This window comes from Nitrospirillum guaranorum, assembly GCF_034653275.1.
In the GTDB taxonomy this organism is placed as follows: Bacteria; Pseudomonadota; Alphaproteobacteria; order Azospirillales; family Azospirillaceae; genus Nitrospirillum.
Genome location: NZ_JAYEES010000003.1, coordinates 2,551,709 through 2,572,724, shown reverse-complemented (window position 1 = coordinate 2,572,724; position 21,016 = coordinate 2,551,709). Strand labels below are relative to the sequence as shown.

Sequence of the window (21,016 nt, the reverse complement as noted above, 5' to 3'; positions counted from 1 at the left end):
CCGGCGGCGCTCAGCCCAGCGCTTCCAGCTCATCGATGAAGCCCTTCAGCATGCCCAGACCCTTGTGCCAGAAGGCCGGGTCGGTGGCATCCAGGCCGAAGGGCGCCAGCAGTTCCTTATGCCGCTTGGTGCCGCCGGCCGCCAGCATCTCCAGATAGCGGCGGGCGAAGGCCTCGGAGCCGTTGTGGGCGGATGCCTCCTCGAACGCGGCATAGAGGCTGTTCACCAGGCAATCGCCGAAGGCGTAGGCGTAGACGTAGAAGGGCGAGTGGATGAAGTGGGGGATGTAGGACCAGTAGGTGGCGTAGCCCGCGTCGAATCGCAGCGCCGGACCCAGGCTCTCGGTCTGCACCGCCTGCCAGATTTCGCCCAGCCGTTCCTCCGACAGCTCGCCCTGGCGGCGTTCGGCATGCACGCGGCGTTCGAAGTCATAGAACGCCGTCTGGCGCACCACGGTGTTCAGCATGTCCTCCACCTTGCCGGCCAGCAGGGCGCGGCGGCGGGCGGGATCGGTCTCGGCAGCCAGCAGGCCGCGGAAGGTCAGCATCTCCCCGAACACGCTGGCCGTCTCCGCCAGGGTCAGGGGCGTGTCGGATTGCAGGTGGCCCTGGCCGCCAGCCAGCACCTGGTGCACGCCGTGGCCCAGCTCATGGGCCAGCGTCATGACATCCCGCGTCTTGCCCATGTAGTTGACCAGCAGGTAGGGATGGGCGCTGGGCACGGTGGGATGGGCGAAGGCGCCGGGGTTCTTGCCCGGCCGCACCGGGGCGTCGATCCAGGCGTTCTCGAAGAAGCGGCGGCCCACGCCGGCCAGGTCGGGGCTGAAGCGCGCGTAGGAGGACAGCACGATCTCCCGCGCCTCCTCCCAGGGGATGGTGCGCTCCGCCACGTCTGGCAGGGGGGCGTTGCGGTCCCAATAGTCCAGGGTGTCGCCGCCGAACCACTTGGCCTTCAGTTTGTAGTAGCGGTGCGATAGGCCGGGATAGCTGTCCTTGACGGCGCCCACCAGCGCCTCCACCACCGCGTCCTCCACGCGGTTGGACAGGTTGCGCGACGACCAGGGCTGGTCATAGCGGCGCCACTTGTCCTCGATCTCCTTGTCCTTGGCCAGCGTGTTGGTGATCAGGGCGAACAGCTTGATGTTGCGGCCCAGCACGGCGCCGATCTCCAGGGCGGCCGCTTTGCGCACGGCTGATTCCGGCGCCGACAGCAGGTTCAGCGCCTCCGCCGAGGTCAGATCCTGTCCATCGATACGGAAGCGTAACGATGCCATGGTCTCGTCGAACAGGCGGGTCCAGGCGTTGCGGCCCACCACCGCCTTCTCGTGCAGGAAGCGCTCCAGCTCATCCGACAGCTGGTGGGGGCGGAAGATGCGGACGTCGCGCAGCCAGGCCGCGTACCGGTGCAGCTCCGGCGCCTTCAGCTTGGCGTCGATGTCCTTGTCGGCCAGTTGGTTCAGTTCCAGCGTGAAGAACAGCAGGTGGACGGAGACGGCGGTCACCTTCTCCTGCATGGACTGGTAGAAGCGGGCGATGACGCCGTCGCTCTGGTCGCCGGCGTACAGCAGCCCGGCATAGCTCATGATCCGCGTCAGCGTCTCATCCAGCGCCTCGTAGGTGGCGACGGCCTGGCCCAGCTCCTTGCCCGACAGGCCGGGCAGCTTGCCCGAATAGCGGCCATGGAAGGCCTGCGCCTCGCGCTCCACCCGCTCCAGGTCCGCCCGCAGCCGTGGGCTGTCCGGGCCGCTGTACAGGTCGGACAGGTCCCAGTTGGGCAGGGCCCCCAGGGTGGCGGTGGAGTCGGCGGTCGCGGTCATGTCCGGTCTCTCGTCTGCGAGCGGTTCGGACATGACTATAGCGGATCGATCCCTCAGCTGCGCCAGCGCAGGACGGTATCGCGCACAGGATTTTCGAAGGGACGCTTCTCTTCCCGGGCGCGCCGGAACTCGTTCTTCAGCTGGTAATACCAACGCGCCTGGGTGTCGGCGTCCTTGATCAGCATCAGGGTCGGGTCGTGGCGCAGGCCCTGCTGCTGCATCACCACCACGTCGCGGTCCTGGCCCAGGAAACGCTCCGCGATGGGGCGCAGCACCGGCTTCAGCAGGTTGGCCCAGGGCAGGGTCCAGTAGAACAGGTTGGTGATGCGGGTGTTGCCCTCATCCACCGGCGTCACCGCCGTCAGGTTCCAGACGGTGTGCTTGCCGGTCGAGATCGTCTCCGTCCGGATGCCGGGCAGGCGGAAGGAAATCTCCGTCTCCGGCACGCCACCCAGGATGGTGTAGGCGCGGGAGTTGCTGGACGGCCGGTGCTTCTTCATGACGAAGCCATAGGGACCGGGCCCGAAGGCCTTTTCCTTGGCGTGGATGGACTTGGTGGAGCGCCAGAACCAGGACTGGTGGACGAAAGGCCCGTGGGCCGGGTCCATCAAGCCCACCACGGCGTGGTCCAGATGGCAGGGGAAATCCATGGACATGACCATGTCCGGCCGCTTGTCGGCGGGCAGGCCCGGCGGCTGCGGCGGTTCCTGGTCGGGCTCCCCGGTGCCCATCCAGATCCAGACGTTGCCGCTGATCTCCCGCACCGGATAGTTGCGCACGCGGATGCGGTTCAGGTCGAACTCCTGCCCCTCCACCAGCGAGGGGATGTCGGTGCACTTGCCCTCCCGGTCGAAGCGCCAGCCGTGGTAGCAGCACTCCACCTCCTTGCCGTCGAATCGCCCGCAGGACAGCGGGATGCCGCGGTGGGGGCAGATGTCGCGCAGGGCGAAGACGGCGCCCTCCTGGGTGCGGCCGAACAGCACCGGCTGGCCCAGCAGGGTCTGCGCCCGCATGGCGCCCACGGCCAGGGTGCGGCCGGGCATGGCGTAGTACCAGATGTCGTTCAGGAAAAAGTTGGGCTCGGCCAAGGCGTCGTCACCAGGTCAGGAGGGGAAGAATCAGGGGCCGCACTTTACATCGGCGCCGGGTGGCGGCCAATGAGACAGGTCAAGCGGCGGCAGTGTCGGTCCCGCCGCCCGCGATCCCGGGGACGGGCGGCAGGGACCGGGCGACCTCCGCCACCCGGCGGCGCAGCCAGGCGTGCGCCGGGTGGCTGTCCAGGCGGCGGTGCCAGACCATGGACAGGCGCATGCCGCTTGCGGGCTTGTCGCCCACCGGCCTGTCACCCGTCGGCCTATCACCCACGGGCATGTCCGGCGGCAGGGGCAGGACCACCAGGCCGAAGGAATTGGCCAGCGGGTGGGCCACGCGCGCCGGCATGGTGCAGACCAGGTCGCTGTCGCGCAGCATGGGGGCGGCCGCCAACAGGTGGGACGCCACCACCGCCAGGGTGCGCTGCCGGCCCACCGTCTCCAGCATGCGGTCCACCGCCCCGACCTTGGACGCGGTGGCCGACACCAGTAGGTGGGGGTAGGCGAGGTAGGTCTCCAGGGTCCAGGGGGCGTCCAGCGCCGGATGGCCCGGACGCATCAGCACCGCCAGGCCGTCACGCACCAGCATCTGGCGCGTCATGTGCGCCGGCGGGTCGGGCAGCATGCCCAGCGCCAGGTCCAGCAGGCCTGATTCCAACCCGGGCAGGGCGGTGTCCTTGTCGGCATGGCGCAGCACGAGGGACAGGCCCGGGGCCTCCGCCCGCAGGGCCGCCACCAGGGGCGGGCCCAGCACGAACTCGGCATGGTCGGACAGGCCCACGGTGATCGCGTCCCGCGCCTGGCAGGGCAGGAAGGGCTGCCGGGCGGCCAGGGCGGCCCGCACCTGGTCCAACGCCCCCTGCAAGGGGCCGGCCATGGTGTCGGCCACGGCGGTGGGCACCATGCCGGTGGGGGTGCGCACGAACAGGTCGTCGCCCATATGCTGGCGCAGGCGGGCCAGGGCGTTGCTGACGGCGGACTGCGACAGGCCCAGCGCCCGCCCGGCCCGTGTCACTTGCCGCTCCCGGTACAGCGCGTCGAAGACGTGCAGCAGGTTCAGGTCGATCTGGCTGATGTCCATGAATGGCCCCTCGGCAATGGCACATCACTATGGTGAATGGTGATGTTGATAACCAGTGATTTGGCAAATGGTGCCGATGGGCCCATGTTGGAAGGGTCAGTCCTTCCGAACCCAAGGTCCCGCCCCATGCCGCCCGCCTTCTCCGCCGTCATGCCCACCCCCGTCCCCAGTGCCGCCCCCAGCGCGGCCCCGGCCACGGCGGCGCGCCAGCCGGTCTATTTCATCTCCCACGGCTCCCCCATGCTGGCGCTGCAGGACAGCGCGGCGCGGCGCTTCCTGCAGTCCCTGGGCCGCGACATCCGGGCGGCGGGCGCCCCTCGCGCCATCCTGGTGCTGTCGGCGCACTGGGAGACGGCGGCGCCCACGGCCTCCCTGGCCGACCGGCCCGAGACCATCCACGATTTCGGCGGATTCCCCCGCGCGCTGTTCGAGATGCGCTACCCCGCCCCCGGCGCGCCGGAGGTGGCGCGGGCGGCCCTGGGGGCCCTGGCCGCCGCCGGCATCACGGTCACGGCCGGGGAGGCGCGGGGGCTGGACCACGGCGCCTGGATCCCCCTGATCCTGATGTTCCCGGAGGCCGACATCCCGGTGGTCCAGCTGTCCATCCAGCCGCACCTGGGCCCCGTCCATCACCGGCGCCTGGGTGAGGCGCTGCGGCCCCTGCGCGACCAGGGGGTGCTGATCATCGCCTCGGGCTCCCTGACCCACAATCTGCGCGACCTGGCGTGGGAGGGCACGGACGAGGTGGCGCCCTGGGCCGCCGCCTTCCAGTCCTGGATCCATGACAAGGTCAGCGGTGCCGACGTGGCCGCGTTGGACGACTATCGCGCCCGCGCCCCCTTCGCCCGCCAGAACCACCCGCGCGATGAGCACCTTCTGCCCCTGTTCGCCGCTGTGGGCGCCGCCAGCCCCGGGCAGCCCGGCCGCCGCCTGCACGGCAGCGTGCAGCTGGGCGCCCTGGCCATGGACGCGTACCGGTTCGATTGACAAGTCTGTATATCCGGCGGATATCCTTCGGCTTGGAAGAAGCCAGGAGGCTGTCATGCAGGTTCAGATTTCACGGTGGGGCAACAGCCTGGGGCTGCGGGTGCCCAAGGATATCGCGAGTGAAGTGGGCCTGACCGAAGGCGACCGCGTGGAGATGGTGGCCGAGCATGGCCGGATCGTCATCTCGCCGACCCGCCCGCGTTACCAGTTGGCTGATCTGCTTGCGGGCATGACTCCCGATGCCATGGGAGCCGCCTTCGAGTGGGGTGATGATGTCGGCCGTGAGGTGGTCGAGTGACCGAATACCGGCCTGAGGCCGGAGACCTCATCTGGACGGATTTTGATCCCAGGTTGGGACGGGAACAGGGCGGCCGCCGGCCAGCCGTGGTGGTATCGCCGGGGGTGTTCTGGGATGCCAGCCGCTTCGCCATCGTCTGCCCCATAACCAGCAAGGTTCGCCCCTTCGGAACCAGCGTGGTGCTGCCGGAGGGGTTGCCGATCACGGGCGAAATACTGACCAGTCATGTGCGCAGCATAGATACTCTGGCCCGACTTGTCCGGCCGATGGGGGCTGCGGTTCCGCTGGAGGTGCTGGTGGACTTGAGGGCGAAGTTGGGGGCTCTCATCGGTCTCGCGGGCTGAAGAAAAAGGCCGGGCGCCCGCTGGCGGCCCGGCCTTGATCCTGACGGCGCCGGGGCTCTCACGAGCCCCGCAGCTCATTCCATGCCCAACGCGGCCTTGTAGAGCTCCAGCAGGGCGTCCTGTTCCTGCCGGTCGTTCTTTTCCATCTTCCGCAGGCGGACGATGGCGCGGATGATTTTGGTCTCGAACCCCACGCCCTTGGCTTCGGCGTAGATGTCCTTGATGTCGTCCGCGATGCCCTTCTTGTCCTCTTCCAGGCGTTCGATGCGCTCGATGATGGAGCGCAGGCGGTCGCCGGCGATGCCGCCAACATCCGATACCGGGGCGTCCGACATGGGGAATGCCTCTTCGTTCTAAGTGGGTGGTCTGAATGGTGAGGGCGCGACCTTACCTGCGCCGCCGGGGATGGGCAAGCGCCGGGAATGGGGGCGGCGCCCGCGTCAGTCCTTGGGCTTGTTCTGCTCGAACGCCGCCTTCTGCTCCGCCGTCGCCTCGCGCTGGTGCAGGCGTTTGAAGTCGTCGTACGGCATGCCGTAGACGATCTCGCGCGCGGCCTCGTAATCCAACGCCACGCCCTTCTCCTCGGCGGCGGCCCGGTACCATTTGGACAGGCAGTTGCGGCAGAAACCGGCCAGATTCATCAGGTCGATGTTCTGGACGTCGGTGCGCTCACGCAAATGCGCCACCAGCCGGCGGAAGGCGGCGGCCTCAAGCTCCACCCGGGTGGCGTCGTCGATCTCGGGAACCATGGGATATCCTTGTGAATGGGGGGGCGGCTCAGGCGCCGGCCAGCACGTGGTGTATATCGGGGCGCCCGATCAGCTGTCCAAGGGCTTGGGCCAGCAGGGCCGACCAATGCTCCACCCCGGCCGCGTCGCCGATCAGATCCTGCCGCACCTCGATCAACACCCCGGGCAGGCCCGAGCGGGTGGAATGGGTCTTCAGGGTGTAGCCGTGGCCGTCGCGGCCCGAGTAAGGGACGTTGTCGCCCACCATCACGCCCGGCAGGGCCCGCAGCAGGTCCAGCAAGGGCAGGGGCAGGCGGCCATCCTGGTCCCACAGCACGCCTAGGTGCCAGGGGCGCTGGACGCCGTTCATGACCGGCGTGAAGCTGTGGACGGAGATGATGGCCGGCGCCTGGCCCACCGCGCGCTTGGCGTCGACACAGGCGTGCACGGCGGCGTGGTAAGGGTGGAACAGGGTGTCCAGCCGCGCCTGGCGATCGGCATCGGTCAGGGCCTGGTTGGCCAGGATGGGGGTGCCATCGCTGACCGCCGGCATCAGCGTGGCGCTGTCCAGAGGGCGGTTCAAATCCACCACCAGGCGGGAATATCCGGCGATGACCGCCGGCGCGTCCAGCCGCTGGGCCAGCGCGCGAGTCACGGCCTCCGCCCCGATGTCCCAGGCGATGTGCCGTTCCATGTCGGCCGCCGGAACGCCCAGGGTGCCCAGGTGCGCGGGCACGCGGCGTGCGGCATGTTCGCACAGCAGCACCACAGGCGCGGGCCCCTGGGGATTCACCACCGTGACGGCGGGCGGCTCGTCCGGGGCAAGCAAGGCGGAGGGGGAGGCAAGCGTGTCCAAGGGGCGGCCTATCGCAGGGAATATGTCTCGCCAGGATAGCGGCCCCGGTCGGGGATGGAAGCCCCCGCCGGGCATTCCTGCACCGCTGATGTCGAAACGATGAACGGCCGGCTTGCGCGCCGCTCGGATTGTCGGGAAAATAGCAATGGGTGCATGCGAGGCATCGCTTTCGGCGTCTTCGCCGTGCATACTTCGTTGACGTGCAGCTTTCCCGCGTTGGGGAACCGGGGTGCGCACGTTTCCTTTGAAATGACCGCGCCCGTTCCTGGGGCTGGACGGGCGCTGCCGAAGCCCCTGGGCGAGGATAGAATTGGGCGGCATGTACCGGTCGAGCATACGCACACCCCCCCTTGATGCCCCGATGCCGGTGATCCGCGCTGGCGAGGCCGACGACGCCGAGGGCATTCGCCAAGTCCACATCCGCTCCGTCCACGCTTTCTGCGCCGGGCATTATTCGCCCGAACAACTCATCGCCCTTCTGGGCGGGCGTGAGGCCGCGGACTATCGCACCGCCATGACGGAGTGGGGGGAGCACGTGCTGGTGGCGGAGCAGGCGGGCCGCGTGGTCGGCTTCTCCGCGCTGTACAGCGCCGAGGTGCGGGCCGTCTACGTCGACCCCGTGGCCGCCAAGGGCACCGGCCGCCGCCTGTTGGAAGAGATCGAGACCCTGGCCCGCGACCGGGGCGCCGGCGCCCTGCACCTCACCTCCTCCATGAACGCGGTGGGGTTTTATGAGGCCATGGGCTATCAGCGGCAGGGTCCCCGCCTGATGACCATGGGCTGCGGCACCCAGCTGGCCGCGTGGGGCATGCGCAAGACGCTCGGCCGTTAAGCGGCGGAAGACTTTTCCAATCCGGCGGCCCGGCGATAGTTTTGGGACCCGACCTTTCCCAACGCCGGATGCACCATCGTGGCCCCTTCCGACATCGCCGTTCAGCACTTTTTCGGCCGCGACGGCCAGCGCCTGGCCTATCGCGAGCTGGGCCAAGGCCGGCCGCTGGTGCTGATCCACGGCTATTTCTCCACCGCCACGGTCAATTGGCTGAGGTACGGCCATGCCGCCCGCATCGCGGAGCGGGGGTATCGCGTCATCATGCCCGACCTGCGGGCCCACGGGGACAGCGCCAAGCCGCATGAGGTCTCGGCCTATCCGCCCGACGTGCTGGCCGACGACGGCCTGGCGCTGGTGGAGCATCTGGGCCTGACCGACTATGACCTGGGCGGCTATTCCCTGGGCGGGCGCACCACCATGCGCATGCTGGCGCGCGGCGCCACCCCGGCCCGCGCCATCTGCGCCGGCATGGGCCTGGCCGGCCTGACCAACACCGCCGGCCGGGGGGAGCATTTCCGCCGCATCCTGACCAACCTGGGCACCTTCGAGCGTGGCACGCCGGAATGGATGGCGGAGGCCTTCCTGAAGACGGTGGGCGGCGATCCCGTCGCCCTGCTGAACATCCTGGAGACCTTCGTCGACACACCGCCCGGCGTCCTGGCCGGCCTGGACCTGCCCATCCTGATCACCGCCGGCGCGCAGGACCAGGATAACGGGTCCGCGTCCGACCTGGTCGCTGCCCTGCCCAATGCCCGCTACGTCGAAATCCCCGGTGACCATATGAGCGCCGTGACCAAGCCCGACCTGGGCCGGGCCATCGCGGACTTCCTGGCGGGCTGACCTGCCGCCCAGCCGGGCTGGCGTCAATCGGCGAGGTGGCGAATGACGCTGAACCCCTCCGCCGGGTCGGGCGGGACGAAATAGCGGGTGATGGCGTCGAACTCCGCGTCGGTGGCGGCGAAGTCGTGGCCACCGGCGGCGTTGCGGGCGTGCAGGCGCCGGCGGCAGATTTCATCCGACACATCCAGGAAATGCAGGGTGTGGGCGGCGCCGGCCTCCTCGAACACGCCGCGCATCCACAGGCGCAAGCCGGGCGTGTTGGCGGGGAAGTCCAGCACCACCGACAGCCCGGCCCGCAGCAGGGCCACGACGTGCGGCCCCAGCGCCTGGCGCAGGCGGGCGCTGAGCCGGATGTAGTCGGCGACGCTGCCCAGTTCCTCGGGATAAAGACGGGCCAGCCAGTGGTCTTCGCTCAGCAGGATGGTGCCGGGTGCGGCCGCCAGGGTGGCGGTGAGCGTGGACTTGCCGGCGGCGATCTTGCCGCACACCAGGTGCAGCATGGGCGTGGGGGATGTCATGGGGATGATGTCCTCGGGAAGGTGCGACGGATGGGGTGAACGCCAACGGCCCGGCCTGTGGATCAGGCCGGGGTGGTAATTCGCCCCATGCGCGTGCCGACCAGAACCATTCCCCTTACCCCGCCGCCGCCAGGCGGGCGCTGCCCCGCGGGCGCGCGTTGCGCCCGGCGGGGGAGGCGTCGGTGACCTGCCAGGGCCGTTGGGCCCCCAGCGATTCGGCCACCGCGAGGCCGGCCGACAGGCCATCCTCATGGAAGCCGTAGCCGCAGTAGGCGCCGCAGAACCAGGTGCGGCGGATGCCTTGGATCAGGCCCAATTCCTGCTGCGCCGTCACGGCGGCCAGGTCGAACAGCGGGTGGTCGTAGATGAACTCCCGCACCTTCAGCGACGGGCGCGGCTCGGTGATGGGGTTCAGGGTGACGAACAGGGGCACGCGCTTGTCCAGGCCCTGCAGCAAATTCATCCAATAGGTGACGGACACCTTGGCGTCGCGGTCCCGGGTGGAATGGGCGCTGTAGTTCCAGCTGGACCAGGCCTTGGCGCGCCGGGGCATCAGCAGGGGGTCGCGGTGCAGCACCGCCCGGTTCATCTGATAGCGGAAGGCGCCCAGGATGCGCCGCTCCTCCTCCGACGGGTCCAGCAGCAGGGCCAGGGACTGGTCGGCGTGGGTCGCCAGCACCACGTGGTCATAGCTGCCGCTCCACCCCTGGGAGTCCTGGATATGCACGGCGGTGCCGGTACGCCGCAGGGCCACGATGGCGCGGCCGGTGTGCAGCCGGCCTTCCAGCGACCGGGTCAGGCGGGCGACGTAGGCGCGGCTGCCGCCCGTGACGGTGCGCCACTGCGGCCGTTCCTTCAGCTTCAGCAGGCCGTGGTTGCAGAAGAAGCGCACGAAGCTTTGCACCGGGAAGGACAGCATCTCCCCGATGGTGGAGGACCAGATGGCCGCGCCCATGGGCAGCAGGTGGTCGTAAATGAAGCGATGGCCGTAGCGCTGCGCCACCAGGTATTCGCCCAGTGTCATGGCGGCGGCCGAGGGCTGGTCCAGCAGCGCCGGGGCCGTCTTGTAGAAGCGCAGGATGTCGCGCAGCATCAGGTGATAGGTGGGCGACAGCAGGTTGCGCTTTTGCGCGAACATGCCGGCCAGGTTGGTGCCGGAATATTCCAGCTTCCCCCGGTCCAGGCTGACGGCGAAGGACATGTCGGACGCCTGGGTGGGCACGTCCAGATGCTCGAACAACGCCACCAGGTTGGGATATGTCGCGGCGTTGTAGACGATGAAGCCGGTGTCCACGGGCATGGGATGGGCGCCGCGGCCGGGCACGTCCACCGTGTTCGAATGGCCGCCCAGGTAGCTGTTCTGCTCGAACAGGGTCACGTCATGGCCCTGCCGCGCCAGCAGCCAGGCGCAGCTCATGCCCGTGATGCCGGCGCCAATGACGGCGATCTTCATACCCGCGCTCCCGCTGCCCGCGCCGTTCGCGGGTCCCTGGCCATCCATCTGATCTCGCATCGGCATTTAACCCCAGAGGTCAATCGTTGTCGTCCTTGATCGCCGCGAAGGTGTCCAGCGCCCGCTGCCGCGCCGCCTTGTGGTCCACCACCGGGTAAGGGTAGTCGTGGCCCAGGCGCACGCCGGCCGCCCGCAGGGTGATGGGGTCGGCCGTCCAGGGCTGGTGCAGCACGCGGTCGGGCAGGCCCGCCAGCTCAGGCACCCAGCGGCGCACATAGTCCCCCCGGCGTCGAACTTCTCCCCCTGCAGCACCGGGTTGAACACGCGGAAATAGGGGGCGGCGTCGGCACCGCAGCCGGCGATCCATTGCCAGCTGGCGGCGTTGTTGGCCAGGTCCGCGTCCACCAGCGTGTCCCAGAACCAGGCCTGGCCGGCGGTCCAGGGCAACAGCAGGTGCTTCACCAGGAAGGACCCCACCACCATGCGCACCCGGTTGTGCATCCAGCCGGTGGCCCACAGCTCCCGCATCCCGGCGTCGACGATGGGATAGCCCGTCTGCCCGCATCGCCAGGCCGCCAGGTGGGCGGCGTTGTCATCCCAGGTGAAGGCCTCGAACTTCGGGTTCAAGGGGCGCTCGGGCAGGAAGGGGAAATGATAGAGCAGGTGGTGGGAGAACTCGCGCCACCCCAGCTCGCGCAGGAACGACTCCACGCCGTCCATCCCCCCTGGGCGCCCCGGGGGACGGCACCATGGGTCCGCGCCGCCGCCCAGATCTGGCGGGGGGAGATCTCACCGTGGTGCAAATGGGGGGACAGGCGGGACGTCAGCGGTTGCGCCGGATAGTCGCGCCCTTTCGGGTAGCGGGCCACGGCCTGGGCCAGGAAATCCTCCAGACGCCGTCGCGCGCCCGTTTCGCCGGGCGACCAGCTGTCGCGCAGGCCGCCCGCCCAGTCGGGCCGGGTGGGGAGCAAGCCCCAGTCCTCCAGCCGGTCGCCGCTGGGCGGTGCGGGGAGGGCGGCCAGGTGCTGGGGCGCGGGCTCCGGCGGCCCCGGATCCAACCCCTCCCGCACGGCCTTCCAGAAGGGGGTGAACACCTTGTAGGGGCCGCCCGTGCCGGTCTTCACCGTCCACGGTTCCGCCAGCAGGGCGGAATTGAAGCTGTCGACGGCGACGCCCTCGGCCTTGAGGTCGGCTTTCAGCGCGCTGTCGCGGGCGATGGCGTGCGGCTCATAGCAGCGGTTCCACACCACCGCCTCCGCCCCCGTTTCCCGCACCAGGGCGCGCAGCGCAACGTCCGACCGGCCCCGCCGCAGGATGAGGGGACAGCCCAAGCCGGCCAGCGCCCCGGACAGGGCCGCCAGGCTGTGGTGCAGCCACCAGCGCGACGCGCCCCCTGGCCCCCAGGGGCCCGGTGTCTGGTCGTCCAGGATGTACACCGGAACCACTGGCCGGCCGGACTGGGCGGCGTGGGTCAGGGCCGGGTTGTCGGCCAACCGCAGGTCTTGGCGGAACCAGACGACGATGGGACGGACGGCGGGATGGGAGGCCGTGGACATCAGGCAAACCTTAGCGATTTGGCGGAGGACTGGTATGCGGCGGCGGGCTGGGTGGATGTGAGCGCTACAATAGCGGGCAAGAAAAAAGGCGACATTCCGACTGGCCGCGGGGCTTCATGGGGGTTTTGGCAGGATGTTGGACGGAACGCCGCAGGACGAACCGCATATGACGTAAGATACGTACCCGTCCATCCGGTGGATCACCCCCGGTGAAATCTATTCCTCACCCTATACTGATGTATTGGCGTGCTTGTTTTTCCCGGTACCCATCCTATCTGAAACAGTGTCCGCTCGATGATCCAGTGTACCGGTTCCCCCATCCCGGCCTGGCTGCGCACCCCCCAAAGCGCGTTCGGCGGACGACCTAAGGGCGGCCCGGGTCCCCCCATCCCCGGGCCGCCCGTTTCCTTTTTGGGACCCCGTCAATATGTGCCGGTATCCGCCAGGTCGGGCCCCAGGATATGGTTCCCCAGGATATGGCTTGAGTGGAACGCGTAGCCGCGGTCCCGGTGCAGCAGCACGATGCTGAACGCGCCCGGGAACAGCCGGCGTAGTGCCGCCTCGCGCACGTCCAGTCCGCCGGTGTAGGCGCCGAAGGCCGGCAGCACCAGGCGTTGGCCGTCGGTGACGAAGCAGCGTCCGCCCACCCGCCGCGCCCGCGTGGGCACGCTGGCCTTGGGATGATAGTGGCCGGAAATTTCACCGGCCGGGGTGATGTCTCCCGGCGCGGTGATCTGCGCCTCATGCCGGAAGATCAGGGGCCCCTCCACCCAATCGTCCACCACCTGGCCCCCCCAATCCGGCGGCGGCGCCGGGTCGTGGTTACCCACCACCCACAGCCAGTCATGGGCCTGGATCAGCCCTGCCAAGCGGCGGCCATCGCCGGCCGACACGCGGGCGCCCGCGCGCGGGTCATGGAAGCTGTCGCCCAGGCACAGGACGCGCCGCGGCGCCAGGCGGCGGCAGACCGCCTCCAGCCGGGCCAGCGTGGCGGCGGTGTCGTAGGGCGGCAGAAGGGTGCCGCGCCCGGCGAAGGCCGTGCCCTTTTCCAGATGCAGATCCGCCACCACCAGCAGGCCCCGGTCCGGCCAGAACAGGGCGCCGCTGGCATCCGCCAGCACCACGGTCCCGTTGACGGTCAGGCTGGTCTGGTCGCCGGTGCTGCCGGTGCCGAAACGGGCGTTCATGCGAAAAGGATCCCCATCAGTCAGGCGCGTGCCGCGTCCCGGTAATCCCCGGGGGCGGCATTGTAATGGCGTTTGAAGGCGCGGCTGAACGCGCTTTCGGATTCATAGCCCACGCGGGCCGCCGTCTCCGCCAGCGACAGCCCCTCCGCCACCAGGTGGCGCACGGCCAGCGTCATGCGCACCTGGGCCAGGAAGGCCAGCGGGGCGGGGGCGCCGGCGGCGCGGAAGGCGCGCACCAGGCTGGCGCGGGAAAGATGGGCCTGGTCCGCCAGTTCGTCCAGGGTCCAGGGCCGGGCGGGATCGCCCACCAGGGCCGCCACCACGCGGGCGGTCGCCGGCCGGGCCAGCAGTCCCGCCACCTCGGTGCCCTCGCCGTGATCCTCCAGGTGTCCGCGCAGGATCATGGTGAACAGGGCGCGGGCCAGGTCGGTGGCGATGGCGCGGGCGCCGGGGCGGGGGGCGGCCACCTCATCGCGGATGGTTTCCACCAGCCGGGCCAGGCGCTGCCCACCGCCGCGCAGGTGCACCGCTTCCGGCAACAGGGCCAGCAGCGGGTTGTCGGCCACGCGCTCAAAGGCGAATCGCCCGCAGATCAGGTCCAGGGCCGGGGCGGGAGAGGTGCCCCCGGACAGGTCGCTGGTCCGCCGCACCTCCACCACGCCGTTGTCGTGACGCTCCAGTCTTGTTGTGGCGTCGGCCGGGGCGCCGGCGGTGCGGACCGTGTGCCGCGCGCCATGGGGCAACAAAAGGACATCGCCGTCGCTCAGGTCCAGCGTCCGGTCCAGGTCGGGCAACAGCACCTGGGCCTTGCCCGCCGTCACGATGTGGAAGGGCGCCAGACCGAAGGGTTCCCGCCCGTGCGGGGCCGACCAGCCGGGCCCGAACAGGCAGTGCTGCTCCACCTGCGGGCGCACCTGGATCAGGGGGGCCAGCGCGCTCAGCACATCGTTGCGATCGTCGTCCATCGACTTTGCTTCACCCAGCCAACGTTGATCCTGCCGGTCATGACCTCGATCCGCCCGGGCATTCAGCGGCGGGCGGGCCGGCGCTACCTTTCACTCATCGAAACACCCCCCGGATGGCGCCTCACCCCGCGGCGCCCCGCAGATGACCCCGTAGAGGAAAGGAAGCAGATCATGATGCTCGATTGGAACCAGTATCGTCAGCAGATTGGCGCCGGCGTCGGTGCCTACGCCAAACTCAGCCCCGACACGGTGAAGGGCTACATCACCATCAGCGGCGCCGGCCAGCACACCAACCACCTCGACGCCAAGACCCGCGAGCTGATCGCCCTGGCGGTGGCCGTGAGCGTGAAGTGCGACGGCTGTATCACCGTCCACACCGACGCCGCCATCAAGAACGGCGCGACCAAGGAGGAAATCGCCGAGGCCCTGGGCGTGGCCGTGGCCATCGGCGCCGGTGCCGCCCTAGTCTACACCACCCGCGTCATGGACGCCTACGACACCCACCCGTCCAACGCCGGCTGACGCGGGCGGCGACGACGGTTCCAAACGGCGCGGGAGCGATCCCGCGCCGTTTTGTCGTCCACCGCCTCAAAAAGGCAACAGCCCCTGGCCCTGCCGCATGGTCTTGGGCAGGGCCTCGGCCGCCAGTTCCTCGGCCGCCTCCTGCAACAGCACCTCGTCCGCGCGGCCGCCCACCATGACACGGCCGATCTCCAGCAGCACGGGCACCGCCAGGGGGGAGATGCGGTCCAGCGCCATGTGGCGGATGTGCCCCTTCACACGGGCCAGCATGTCGGCCAGGCGGCGCACATCGGTCAGGCCGGCGGCGGCCTCGGCGCGGGTGGCCTGCAGCAGCAGGTGGCCGGGATCGTGGCGGCGCAGCACGTCGTAGATCAGGTCGGCGCTGACGGTCATCTGGCGCTTAGTCTTCTCTTCGCCCGGGTGGCGGCGCTCCAGCGTGCCGGCGATGGTGGCCACGGTCTGGAAGGTCCGGCGCAGCATGCTGGACTCGTCCATCCATTCCTCCAGATCGTCGCCCAGCATGTCCTGGGCGAACAGGGCATCCATGTCGGTGGCGGTGCTCAGCGACCAGATGGCCAGCACATAGTCGGTGGCGACGAAGCCCAGCGGGTGCAGGCCCAGCCGCTCCATGCGGCGGGTCAGCAGCATGCCTAGGGTCTGGTGGGCGTTGCGGCCCTCGAAGGTGTAAGCCACCAGGAATTCCTTGCCGCCGCGGGGGAAGGTTTCCACCAGCAGGCCGGTGCGGTCGGGCAGGGCCGAGACATAGCGCTGGATGCGCAGCCATTCCGCCACCTCTGCCGGCAGGTCGCGCCATTGGCCGGGGTCGGCCAGCATGGCGCGCACGCGGTCGGCCAGATGGGTGGTCAAGGGCAGGCGGCCGCCGGCATAGACCGGCACCTTGGGCTGGCCCTGGCCGCCCTTGACCACGATGGCGGCATTGTCGCGCATGCCGACGAAGCGCAGCAGCTGGCCGCCGAAGATGAAGGTGTCGCCCGGCACCAGGCCCTGGATGAAATATTCCTCCACGTCGCCGATGGAACCGCCGTTGGACATTCGGACCTTGACCGTCGGCTCCTCCACGATGGTGCCGACGTTCAGGCGGTACTGCCGCGCCACCTGGTAATTGGCCAGCTGCCACAGGCCATCCTCCCGCCGGCGCAGGCGCTGGAAGCGTTCATAGGCCCTGAGCGCGTAGCCGCCGGTGGCGACGAAATCCATCACCTGCTCGAACCGCTCCCGCGTCAGGCTGGCGTAAGGCGCGCAGCTGGCGACCTCCGCATAGAGATGGTCCGCGTCGAAGGGCCCGGCGCAGGCGGTGCCCACCACATGCTGGGCCAGCACCTCCAGCCCGCCGGGGCGGGGCGGGTCGCCGTCCAGGGTACCAGCGTGCACGGCGTCGATGGCGGCCTTGCACTCCAGCACCTCGAACCGGTTGGCCGGAACGAGCAGGGCGCGGGAGGTCAGGTCGATGCGGTGGTTGGCGCGGCCGATGCGCTGCAGCAGGCGGCTGACGCCCTTGGGTGCCCCGATCTGCACCACCAGGTCCACGGCGGCCCAGTCGATGCCCAGGTCCAGCGAACTGGTGGCGACCACGGCGCGCAAGGCGCCCCGCGCCATCGCCGCCTCCACCTTGCGGCGCTGCTCGGTCGACAGGCTGCCGTGGTGCAGGGCGATGGGCAGGGCGTCGGCGTTCACCCGCCACAGCTCCTGGAACACCAGTTCGGCCTGGGCGCGGGTGTTCACGAAAATCAGGGTGGTGCCGCAGGCCTTCACCTGCTCATAGACGTCCGGCATGGTCTGCAGCGCCATGTGCCCGCCCCAGGGGATCTCCATGGTCAGCAGAATGCCCACCTCCGCCGGGGCGCCGGGGGCGCCGCGCACGATGTTGACCGGGGTCGCGGGGGCGACGGGATGATGGGGCAGGGCCAGGTAGTCGGCCAGCGCCTGGGGATGCGCCACGGTGGCGGACAGGCCCACCCGGCGGGCGCCGGGCGCCAGGCTGGCCAGCCGCGCCAGGTGCAGGGCCAGCAGATCGCCGCGCTTGCTGCCGGCCAGGGCGTGCAGCTCATCCACGATGATGGTGCGCAGGGTGCCGAACAGCGTCGCCGCCTCTGGATACGACAGCAGCAGCGCCAGGCTTTCCACCGTGGTCATCAGGATTTGCGGCGGGTGGGCGCGCTGGCGGCGGCGCTTGGCCTCCGGTGTGTCGCCGGTCCGCGTCTCCACCCGGATGGGCAGGCGCAGCTCCGCCACCGGTTGTTCCAGGTTGCGGGCGATGTCCACCGCCAGCGCCTTGAGGGGGGAGATGTAAAGGGTGTGCAGCCCCTCGCGCGGGCGTTCCGACAGGTCGATCAGGCTGGGCAGGAATCCCGCCAGCGTCTTGCCGCCGCCGGTGGGGGCGATCAGCAGCGTGTGCTCGCCCCGCTGGGCGGCGCGCAGCATCTCCAGCTGGTGGGTGTGGGGCGTCCAGCCGCGATGGGCGAACCAGCCCGCGATGTTGGCGGGCAACAGCTCTGGATCTGGCCCTGGAACAGGGATTGGCGCGACAGGCGGCATGCCCTCAGGATATATGAGGTTCAGGCCCGGCGTCCGCCTTTGTGTGGGGGCGTGCCGCCGGCCCCTGGTATGACCAATGGGATCAAGTCCGACATGACCGATCAGAAGGGCGGCCCGCTGGGGCTGATTTGCGCCATCCCGGAGGAGATCGCCCATTTCGGCGCGCATTTCCGGGCGGAGAGCACGCGCGACATCGCGGGCTTCACCTTCCGGCAGGGCGACATGGACGGCCGCCAGGTGGTGCTGGTGGAGGCTGGCATCGGTAAGGTCAACGCCGCCGTCGTCTCCACCCTGCTGTTGCAGGTGTTCGGCTGCCGTGCCCTGCTGTTTTCCGGTGTGGCCGGCGGCGTGGACCCGGATCTGGCCATCGGCGATGTGGTGGTGGCCACCCGCCTGGTGCAGCATGACTACGGCGCCCTGGCCCAGGGCGAACTGAAGGTCTACCAGCCGGGGGTGCCGCCCCTGCCGGGCTTCGACGAGACTCACGGCTATGACCTGGATCAGGGACTTGAGGCCAAGGCGCGGGCAGCCTTGGACGGCCTGGTGCTGCCGGCCCTGTCGGCGGAAGCCACGGGCGGGGAGGCGCGGGTGCCCGGCATCCATTTCGGAACCGTGCTGACGGGCGACCAGTTCCTGAACTGCGAGACCTCGCGCGACCGGCTGTTCCGTACCTTCTCCGCCCAAGCGGTGGAGATGGAGGGCGCGTCGGTGGCTCAGGTGGCGACGCGCTGGGGCGTGCCCTACCTGGTGGTGCGCAGCCTCAGCGACCTGGCCGGGGCCGACAGCCACATGGATTTTCCCGCCTTCTGCCGGGCCGCGGCGGCCGGGGCGGCCGAGTTGATCCGGCGCCTGGCGGCGGTGCTGTAACGCCCGGCGACTGAGGGCATCACGACAAACGGGGGCGGGCATGTTGGACTATTGCGTGATCAAGGGGGAGGTGGCGGCGGCCATCAAGGCCGGCCGGGCCGTCGTCGCCCTGGAATCCACGGTGATCAGCCACGGGCTGCCCTATCCCGCCAACATCGAGGCCGCCAAGGCCATGGAGGCGACGGTGCGGGCCAACGGCGCCGTGCCCGCCACCATCGCCATCCTGGACGGCCGCATCCGCATCGGCCTGGAGGCGGAGGATTTCGAGCGGCTGGCTGCCGGCGGCATCCGCAAGGTGAGCCGGCGCGACCTGCCCCTGGTGCTGGCGGCCGGCGGCGACGGCGCCACCACCGTGGCCGCCACCATGATCGCGGCACGCCTGGCCGGTATTTCCGTGTTCGCCACCGGCGGCATCGGCGGCGTGCACCGGGGGGCGGAGACCACGCTGGACATCTCCGCCGACCTGGAGGAACTGGCCCGTACCGACGTGGCCGTGGTCTGCGCCGGCGCCAAGGCCATCCTGGACCTGCCCAAGACGCTCGAATACCTGGAGACGCGGGGCGTGCCGGTGGTGGGCTACGGCACCGACAATTTCCCCGCCTTCTACACCGCCCAGTGCAACCTGCCGGTCGACAGCCGCTGTGACTCGGCCGACGACGTGGCCCGCATCCTGCGCGCGAAATGGCAGCTGGGCCTGAGCGGCGGCGCGATCATCGCCGTTCCCATTCCGGAAGAGGCGGCCTTGGACGCCGAGGCGATCGAACAGGCCATCCGCCTGGCGGTGGCCGAGGCCGAAGGACAGGGCGTGCGCGGCAAGGAACTGACGCCCTTCCTGCTGTCCCGCCTGGAACAGCTGACCGAAGGCGCCAGCCTGGTGGCCAACCGCGCCCTGCTGCTGAACAACGCGGCGGTGGCGGCCCAGATCGCCGTGGCTTACGCCACCCTGCGCCGGGAGACGACGTTACCCCGCCGTCCGCCGGGCAAGCGGGCTTTGTATTGATCGCAGCGGGGTCTTACTTGCCGGGAGGTTCCAGCGGCCCTTCGATGTAAGACCCCTGCCAGCCCTTGGCAGTGACCAAGCGACCGTTGATGTATCGGAACGTGAGCTCGGAATAGCTCCTATGGCCCGTGTCCTTGAAGACAACTGTTATCTGTTGAAGCTCGCAGCCATTCACCGGTCCGTCTATATAGTCCCAGCCTTTGAAACTATAGCTGTCAGCGTTCATCCTTAGGGCGAGGGCCCGGGCGCCCGCGATTCCCGAGGCCAATGGCACACCCACGTCACCCGCGCCCGTGCCGAAGTCGGCGGACAGGCTAAGCAACTGGGATAAGCGGGGATCGGAATTCCAGTCGGTCCGGCCTGCGCGGCTGATGATCTCAACTGACCGATGGCCCAAAAGCTCATGGAGCACCCGGGCGTTGATGGCCCGGGGCAGGTCACAGTTTGCGTCCTCGGCGGCATACGCAGCGGTGTCCAGCGCCATCGTGATCGGCATGATCAACAGCACTCGTTTCAGCATGGCGGTCCTCTAGGCGGCTTCTCGGAGCGCTATGGGCACTATCCTAATTAGCATGGCCGGGTATTCAGTAGCATCACGCCGTGAAGATCAGGGAACGGTGGGCGGACACGCCGGCCATGGTGCCGCTGGCCACGGCCAGGGCGACCGATCCGGCCATGCGCGCCACGTCGCCACAGGCGAAGACGCCCTGGACGCTGGTCTGTTGCGTGACGTCCACCCGGATGCACTGCCCCAGGGGGCCATCCTCGATGTCCACGCCCAGTTCGGCGGCCAGGGGACCGGTGATGCCGGCGCGGGCCAAGGTGAAGACGCCGGCCAGCGGGATGATGCGGCCGTCGGCCAGGCGGATGTCGGCGCCCGCGCCGAAGAAACCGACGACGGGCGTGCGCTCCACCGTCACGCCGCGCCGGGCCAAATCCGCCAGCTCGGCGGCGTCGGGCTCGACCGCGCCGTTCAGGAACAGGGTGGTGGGGCCCCAGTCGGGCAGCATCTGCGCGTGGTGCAGCGACATGGGGCCGGTGGCCAGCACGCCGATGGGGCCCTGGTTCAGCTCATAGCCATGGCAATAGGGGCAGTGGAAGATATGGCGGCCCCAGCGCTCCGCCAGGCCCGGCACCTCGGGAAGGCTGTCGGTCACGCCGCTGGCCAGGATCAGGCGGGCGCCCGCCACGGGACCGCCACTGGTCTCCACCACGAAGCCGGCCTCATCCCCCCTTACGGCGATGGCCGCACTCTCCCGCACCTCCACCGTGGTGTAGCGCGCCAGCTGGTCCCGAGCGGTGGCGATGATCCGGCCGGGCGCCACACCGTCCTGGCCCAAGAAGCCGTGGGAGGTGTCAGCGAAGCGGTTGCGGCGCTGGCCGGCGTCGATCACCAGCACACGGCGGCGGGCGCGGCCCAACTGCAGGGCCGCCGACAGGCCGGCGTAGCTGCCGCCGATGATCAGGACGTCGTAACGCATCTTGGGTCTCCGGAGAATGAAACGTAACTCTGACTATT

Annotated in this window: 22 protein-coding genes and 1 pseudogene; 8 read left to right on the top strand and 15 right to left on the bottom strand. The window is 69.6% G+C overall.

Annotated features, from left to right (window positions below; translation table 11 throughout):
* Positions 1-10: 10 nt before the first annotated feature.
* The 3 genes from UAJ10_RS20750 to UAJ10_RS20740 all read right to left on the bottom strand — a co-directional run bounded on the left by UAJ10_RS20750 (position 11) and on the right by UAJ10_RS20740 (position 3,988).
* Positions 11-1,816 (bottom strand): M3 family oligoendopeptidase, encoded by a 1,806-nt coding sequence (locus tag UAJ10_RS20750; protein WP_322917115.1) that lies wholly within the window; start codon positions 1,814-1,816, stop codon positions 11-13.
* Between the two features lie 53 nt (positions 1,817-1,869).
* Positions 1,870-2,904 carry an aromatic ring-hydroxylating dioxygenase subunit alpha gene (locus tag UAJ10_RS20745; RefSeq protein ID WP_322917114.1) on the bottom strand — a complete coding sequence of 345 codons (1,035 nt, stop codon included), beginning with the start codon at positions 2,902-2,904 and terminating at the stop codon, positions 1,870-1,872.
* 79 nt (positions 2,905-2,983) lie between these two features.
* Positions 2,984-3,988, bottom strand: a complete 1,005-nt coding sequence (locus UAJ10_RS20740) for a LysR family transcriptional regulator (protein ID WP_322917113.1) — start codon at positions 3,986-3,988, stop codon at positions 2,984-2,986.
* 126 nt (positions 3,989-4,114) lie between these two features.
* On the opposite strand from UAJ10_RS20740, the gene UAJ10_RS20735 reads away from it, so the two are divergent.
* The 3 genes from UAJ10_RS20735 to UAJ10_RS20725 are packed head-to-tail and all read left to right on the top strand — an operon-like array spanning position 4,115 to position 5,617.
* Positions 4,115-4,975, top strand: coding sequence for a DODA-type extradiol aromatic ring-opening family dioxygenase (locus tag UAJ10_RS20735; RefSeq protein WP_322917112.1), 861 nt, complete (start codon positions 4,115-4,117; stop codon positions 4,973-4,975).
* 55 nt (positions 4,976-5,030) lie between these two features.
* Positions 5,031-5,273, top strand: a complete 243-nt coding sequence (locus tag UAJ10_RS20730) for an AbrB/MazE/SpoVT family DNA-binding domain-containing protein (RefSeq protein ID WP_322917111.1) — start codon at positions 5,031-5,033, stop codon at positions 5,271-5,273.
* Positions 5,270-5,617 carry a type II toxin-antitoxin system PemK/MazF family toxin gene (locus UAJ10_RS20725; protein ID WP_322917110.1) on the top strand — a complete coding sequence of 116 codons (348 nt, stop codon included), beginning with the start codon at positions 5,270-5,272 and terminating at the stop codon, positions 5,615-5,617. Before UAJ10_RS20730 ends, UAJ10_RS20725 begins: the two co-directional genes overlap by 4 nt.
* A 74-nt stretch (positions 5,618-5,691) precedes the next feature.
* On the opposite strand, the gene UAJ10_RS20720 is transcribed toward UAJ10_RS20725, so the two are convergent.
* The 3 genes from UAJ10_RS20720 to UAJ10_RS20710 form a co-directional block, all read right to left on the bottom strand.
* Positions 5,692-5,952 carry a DUF2312 domain-containing protein gene (locus UAJ10_RS20720; RefSeq protein WP_322917109.1) on the bottom strand — a complete coding sequence of 87 codons (261 nt, stop codon included), beginning with the start codon at positions 5,950-5,952 and terminating at the stop codon, positions 5,692-5,694.
* A 105-nt stretch (positions 5,953-6,057) separates the two neighbouring features.
* Positions 6,058-6,366, bottom strand: a complete 309-nt coding sequence (locus tag UAJ10_RS20715; RefSeq protein ID WP_322917108.1) for a DUF1244 domain-containing protein — start codon at positions 6,364-6,366, stop codon at positions 6,058-6,060.
* A 28-nt stretch (positions 6,367-6,394) separates the two neighbouring features.
* On the bottom strand, positions 6,395-7,201 hold the full coding sequence (locus tag UAJ10_RS20710; protein ID WP_322917107.1) for an N-formylglutamate amidohydrolase: 807 nt from the start codon (positions 7,199-7,201) through the stop codon (positions 6,395-6,397).
* Positions 7,202-7,562: 361 nt separating this feature from the next.
* Between UAJ10_RS20710 and UAJ10_RS20705 the strand changes: the two genes are divergently transcribed.
* The gene (locus UAJ10_RS20705) at positions 7,563-8,033 is read left to right on the top strand and encodes a GNAT family N-acetyltransferase (RefSeq protein ID WP_322917105.1); all 471 of its coding nucleotides are present in this window, start codon (positions 7,563-7,565) and stop codon (positions 8,031-8,033) included.
* A gap of 78 nt (positions 8,034-8,111) precedes the next feature.
* Positions 8,112-8,873 carry an alpha/beta fold hydrolase gene (locus tag UAJ10_RS20700; RefSeq protein WP_322917104.1) on the top strand — a complete coding sequence of 254 codons (762 nt, stop codon included), beginning with the start codon at positions 8,112-8,114 and terminating at the stop codon, positions 8,871-8,873.
* A gap of 23 nt (positions 8,874-8,896) precedes the next feature.
* Here the strand turns inward: UAJ10_RS20700 and UAJ10_RS20695 are convergent, their stop codons facing one another.
* From UAJ10_RS20695 to UAJ10_RS20670, 6 genes and pseudogenes are all read right to left on the bottom strand, one after another.
* Complete coding sequence (locus UAJ10_RS20695; RefSeq protein WP_322917103.1) at positions 8,897-9,391, bottom strand: P-loop nucleotide/nucleoside kinase family protein; 495 nt, start codon at positions 9,389-9,391, stop codon at positions 8,897-8,899.
* A 115-nt stretch (positions 9,392-9,506) separates the two neighbouring features.
* Positions 9,507-10,844, bottom strand: a complete 1,338-nt coding sequence (locus tag UAJ10_RS20690; RefSeq protein ID WP_322917101.1) for an NAD(P)/FAD-dependent oxidoreductase — start codon at positions 10,842-10,844, stop codon at positions 9,507-9,509.
* Between the two features lie 79 nt (positions 10,845-10,923).
* A pseudogene (locus UAJ10_RS20685) lies at positions 10,924-11,564 on the bottom strand (FAD-binding domain-containing protein).
* Positions 11,468-12,400, bottom strand: coding sequence for a cryptochrome/photolyase family protein (locus UAJ10_RS20680; protein WP_322917099.1), 933 nt, complete (start codon positions 12,398-12,400; stop codon positions 11,468-11,470). The pseudogene UAJ10_RS20685 and the gene UAJ10_RS20680 overlap by 97 nt, the downstream one beginning before the upstream one ends.
* A gap of 422 nt (positions 12,401-12,822) precedes the next feature.
* Positions 12,823-13,587 carry a ligase-associated DNA damage response endonuclease PdeM gene (pdeM, locus tag UAJ10_RS20675; protein ID WP_322917098.1) on the bottom strand — a complete coding sequence of 255 codons (765 nt, stop codon included), beginning with the start codon at positions 13,585-13,587 and terminating at the stop codon, positions 12,823-12,825.
* A gap of 20 nt (positions 13,588-13,607) precedes the next feature.
* Positions 13,608-14,552, bottom strand: coding sequence for an AraC family transcriptional regulator (locus tag UAJ10_RS20670; RefSeq protein WP_322917097.1), 945 nt, complete (start codon positions 14,550-14,552; stop codon positions 13,608-13,610).
* A 171-nt stretch (positions 14,553-14,723) separates the two neighbouring features.
* Here UAJ10_RS20670 and UAJ10_RS20665 point away from each other — a divergent pair, with 171 nt between their 5' ends.
* Positions 14,724-15,074 (top strand): carboxymuconolactone decarboxylase family protein, encoded by a 351-nt coding sequence (locus UAJ10_RS20665; RefSeq protein WP_463667866.1) that lies wholly within the window; start codon positions 14,724-14,726, stop codon positions 15,072-15,074.
* A 66-nt stretch (positions 15,075-15,140) separates the two neighbouring features.
* Here the strand turns inward: UAJ10_RS20665 and UAJ10_RS20660 are convergent, their stop codons facing one another.
* Positions 15,141-17,630: a ligase-associated DNA damage response DEXH box helicase gene (locus UAJ10_RS20660; protein WP_322917096.1), complete on the bottom strand. Its 2,490-nt coding sequence runs from the start codon at positions 17,628-17,630 to the stop codon at positions 15,141-15,143.
* A gap of 93 nt (positions 17,631-17,723) precedes the next feature.
* On the opposite strand from UAJ10_RS20660, the gene UAJ10_RS20655 reads away from it, so the two are divergent.
* Together UAJ10_RS20655 and UAJ10_RS20650 are read left to right on the top strand one after the other, a co-directional pair.
* Positions 17,724-18,497 carry a 5'-methylthioadenosine/adenosylhomocysteine nucleosidase gene (locus tag UAJ10_RS20655; RefSeq protein ID WP_322917095.1) on the top strand — a complete coding sequence of 258 codons (774 nt, stop codon included), beginning with the start codon at positions 17,724-17,726 and terminating at the stop codon, positions 18,495-18,497.
* A 40-nt stretch (positions 18,498-18,537) separates the two neighbouring features.
* Positions 18,538-19,497 (top strand): pseudouridine-5'-phosphate glycosidase, encoded by a 960-nt coding sequence (locus tag UAJ10_RS20650; RefSeq protein ID WP_322917094.1) that lies wholly within the window; start codon positions 18,538-18,540, stop codon positions 19,495-19,497.
* 13 nt (positions 19,498-19,510) lie between these two features.
* Here UAJ10_RS20650 and UAJ10_RS20645 read toward each other — a convergent pair whose 3' ends face one another.
* Positions 19,511-20,017 (bottom strand): hypothetical protein, encoded by a 507-nt coding sequence (locus tag UAJ10_RS20645; RefSeq protein WP_322917093.1) that lies wholly within the window; start codon positions 20,015-20,017, stop codon positions 19,511-19,513.
* 73 nt (positions 20,018-20,090) lie between these two features.
* Complete coding sequence (locus tag UAJ10_RS20640; protein ID WP_322917092.1) at positions 20,091-20,978, bottom strand: NAD(P)/FAD-dependent oxidoreductase; 888 nt, start codon at positions 20,976-20,978, stop codon at positions 20,091-20,093.
* Between the last annotated feature and the right edge of the window lie 38 nt (positions 20,979-21,016).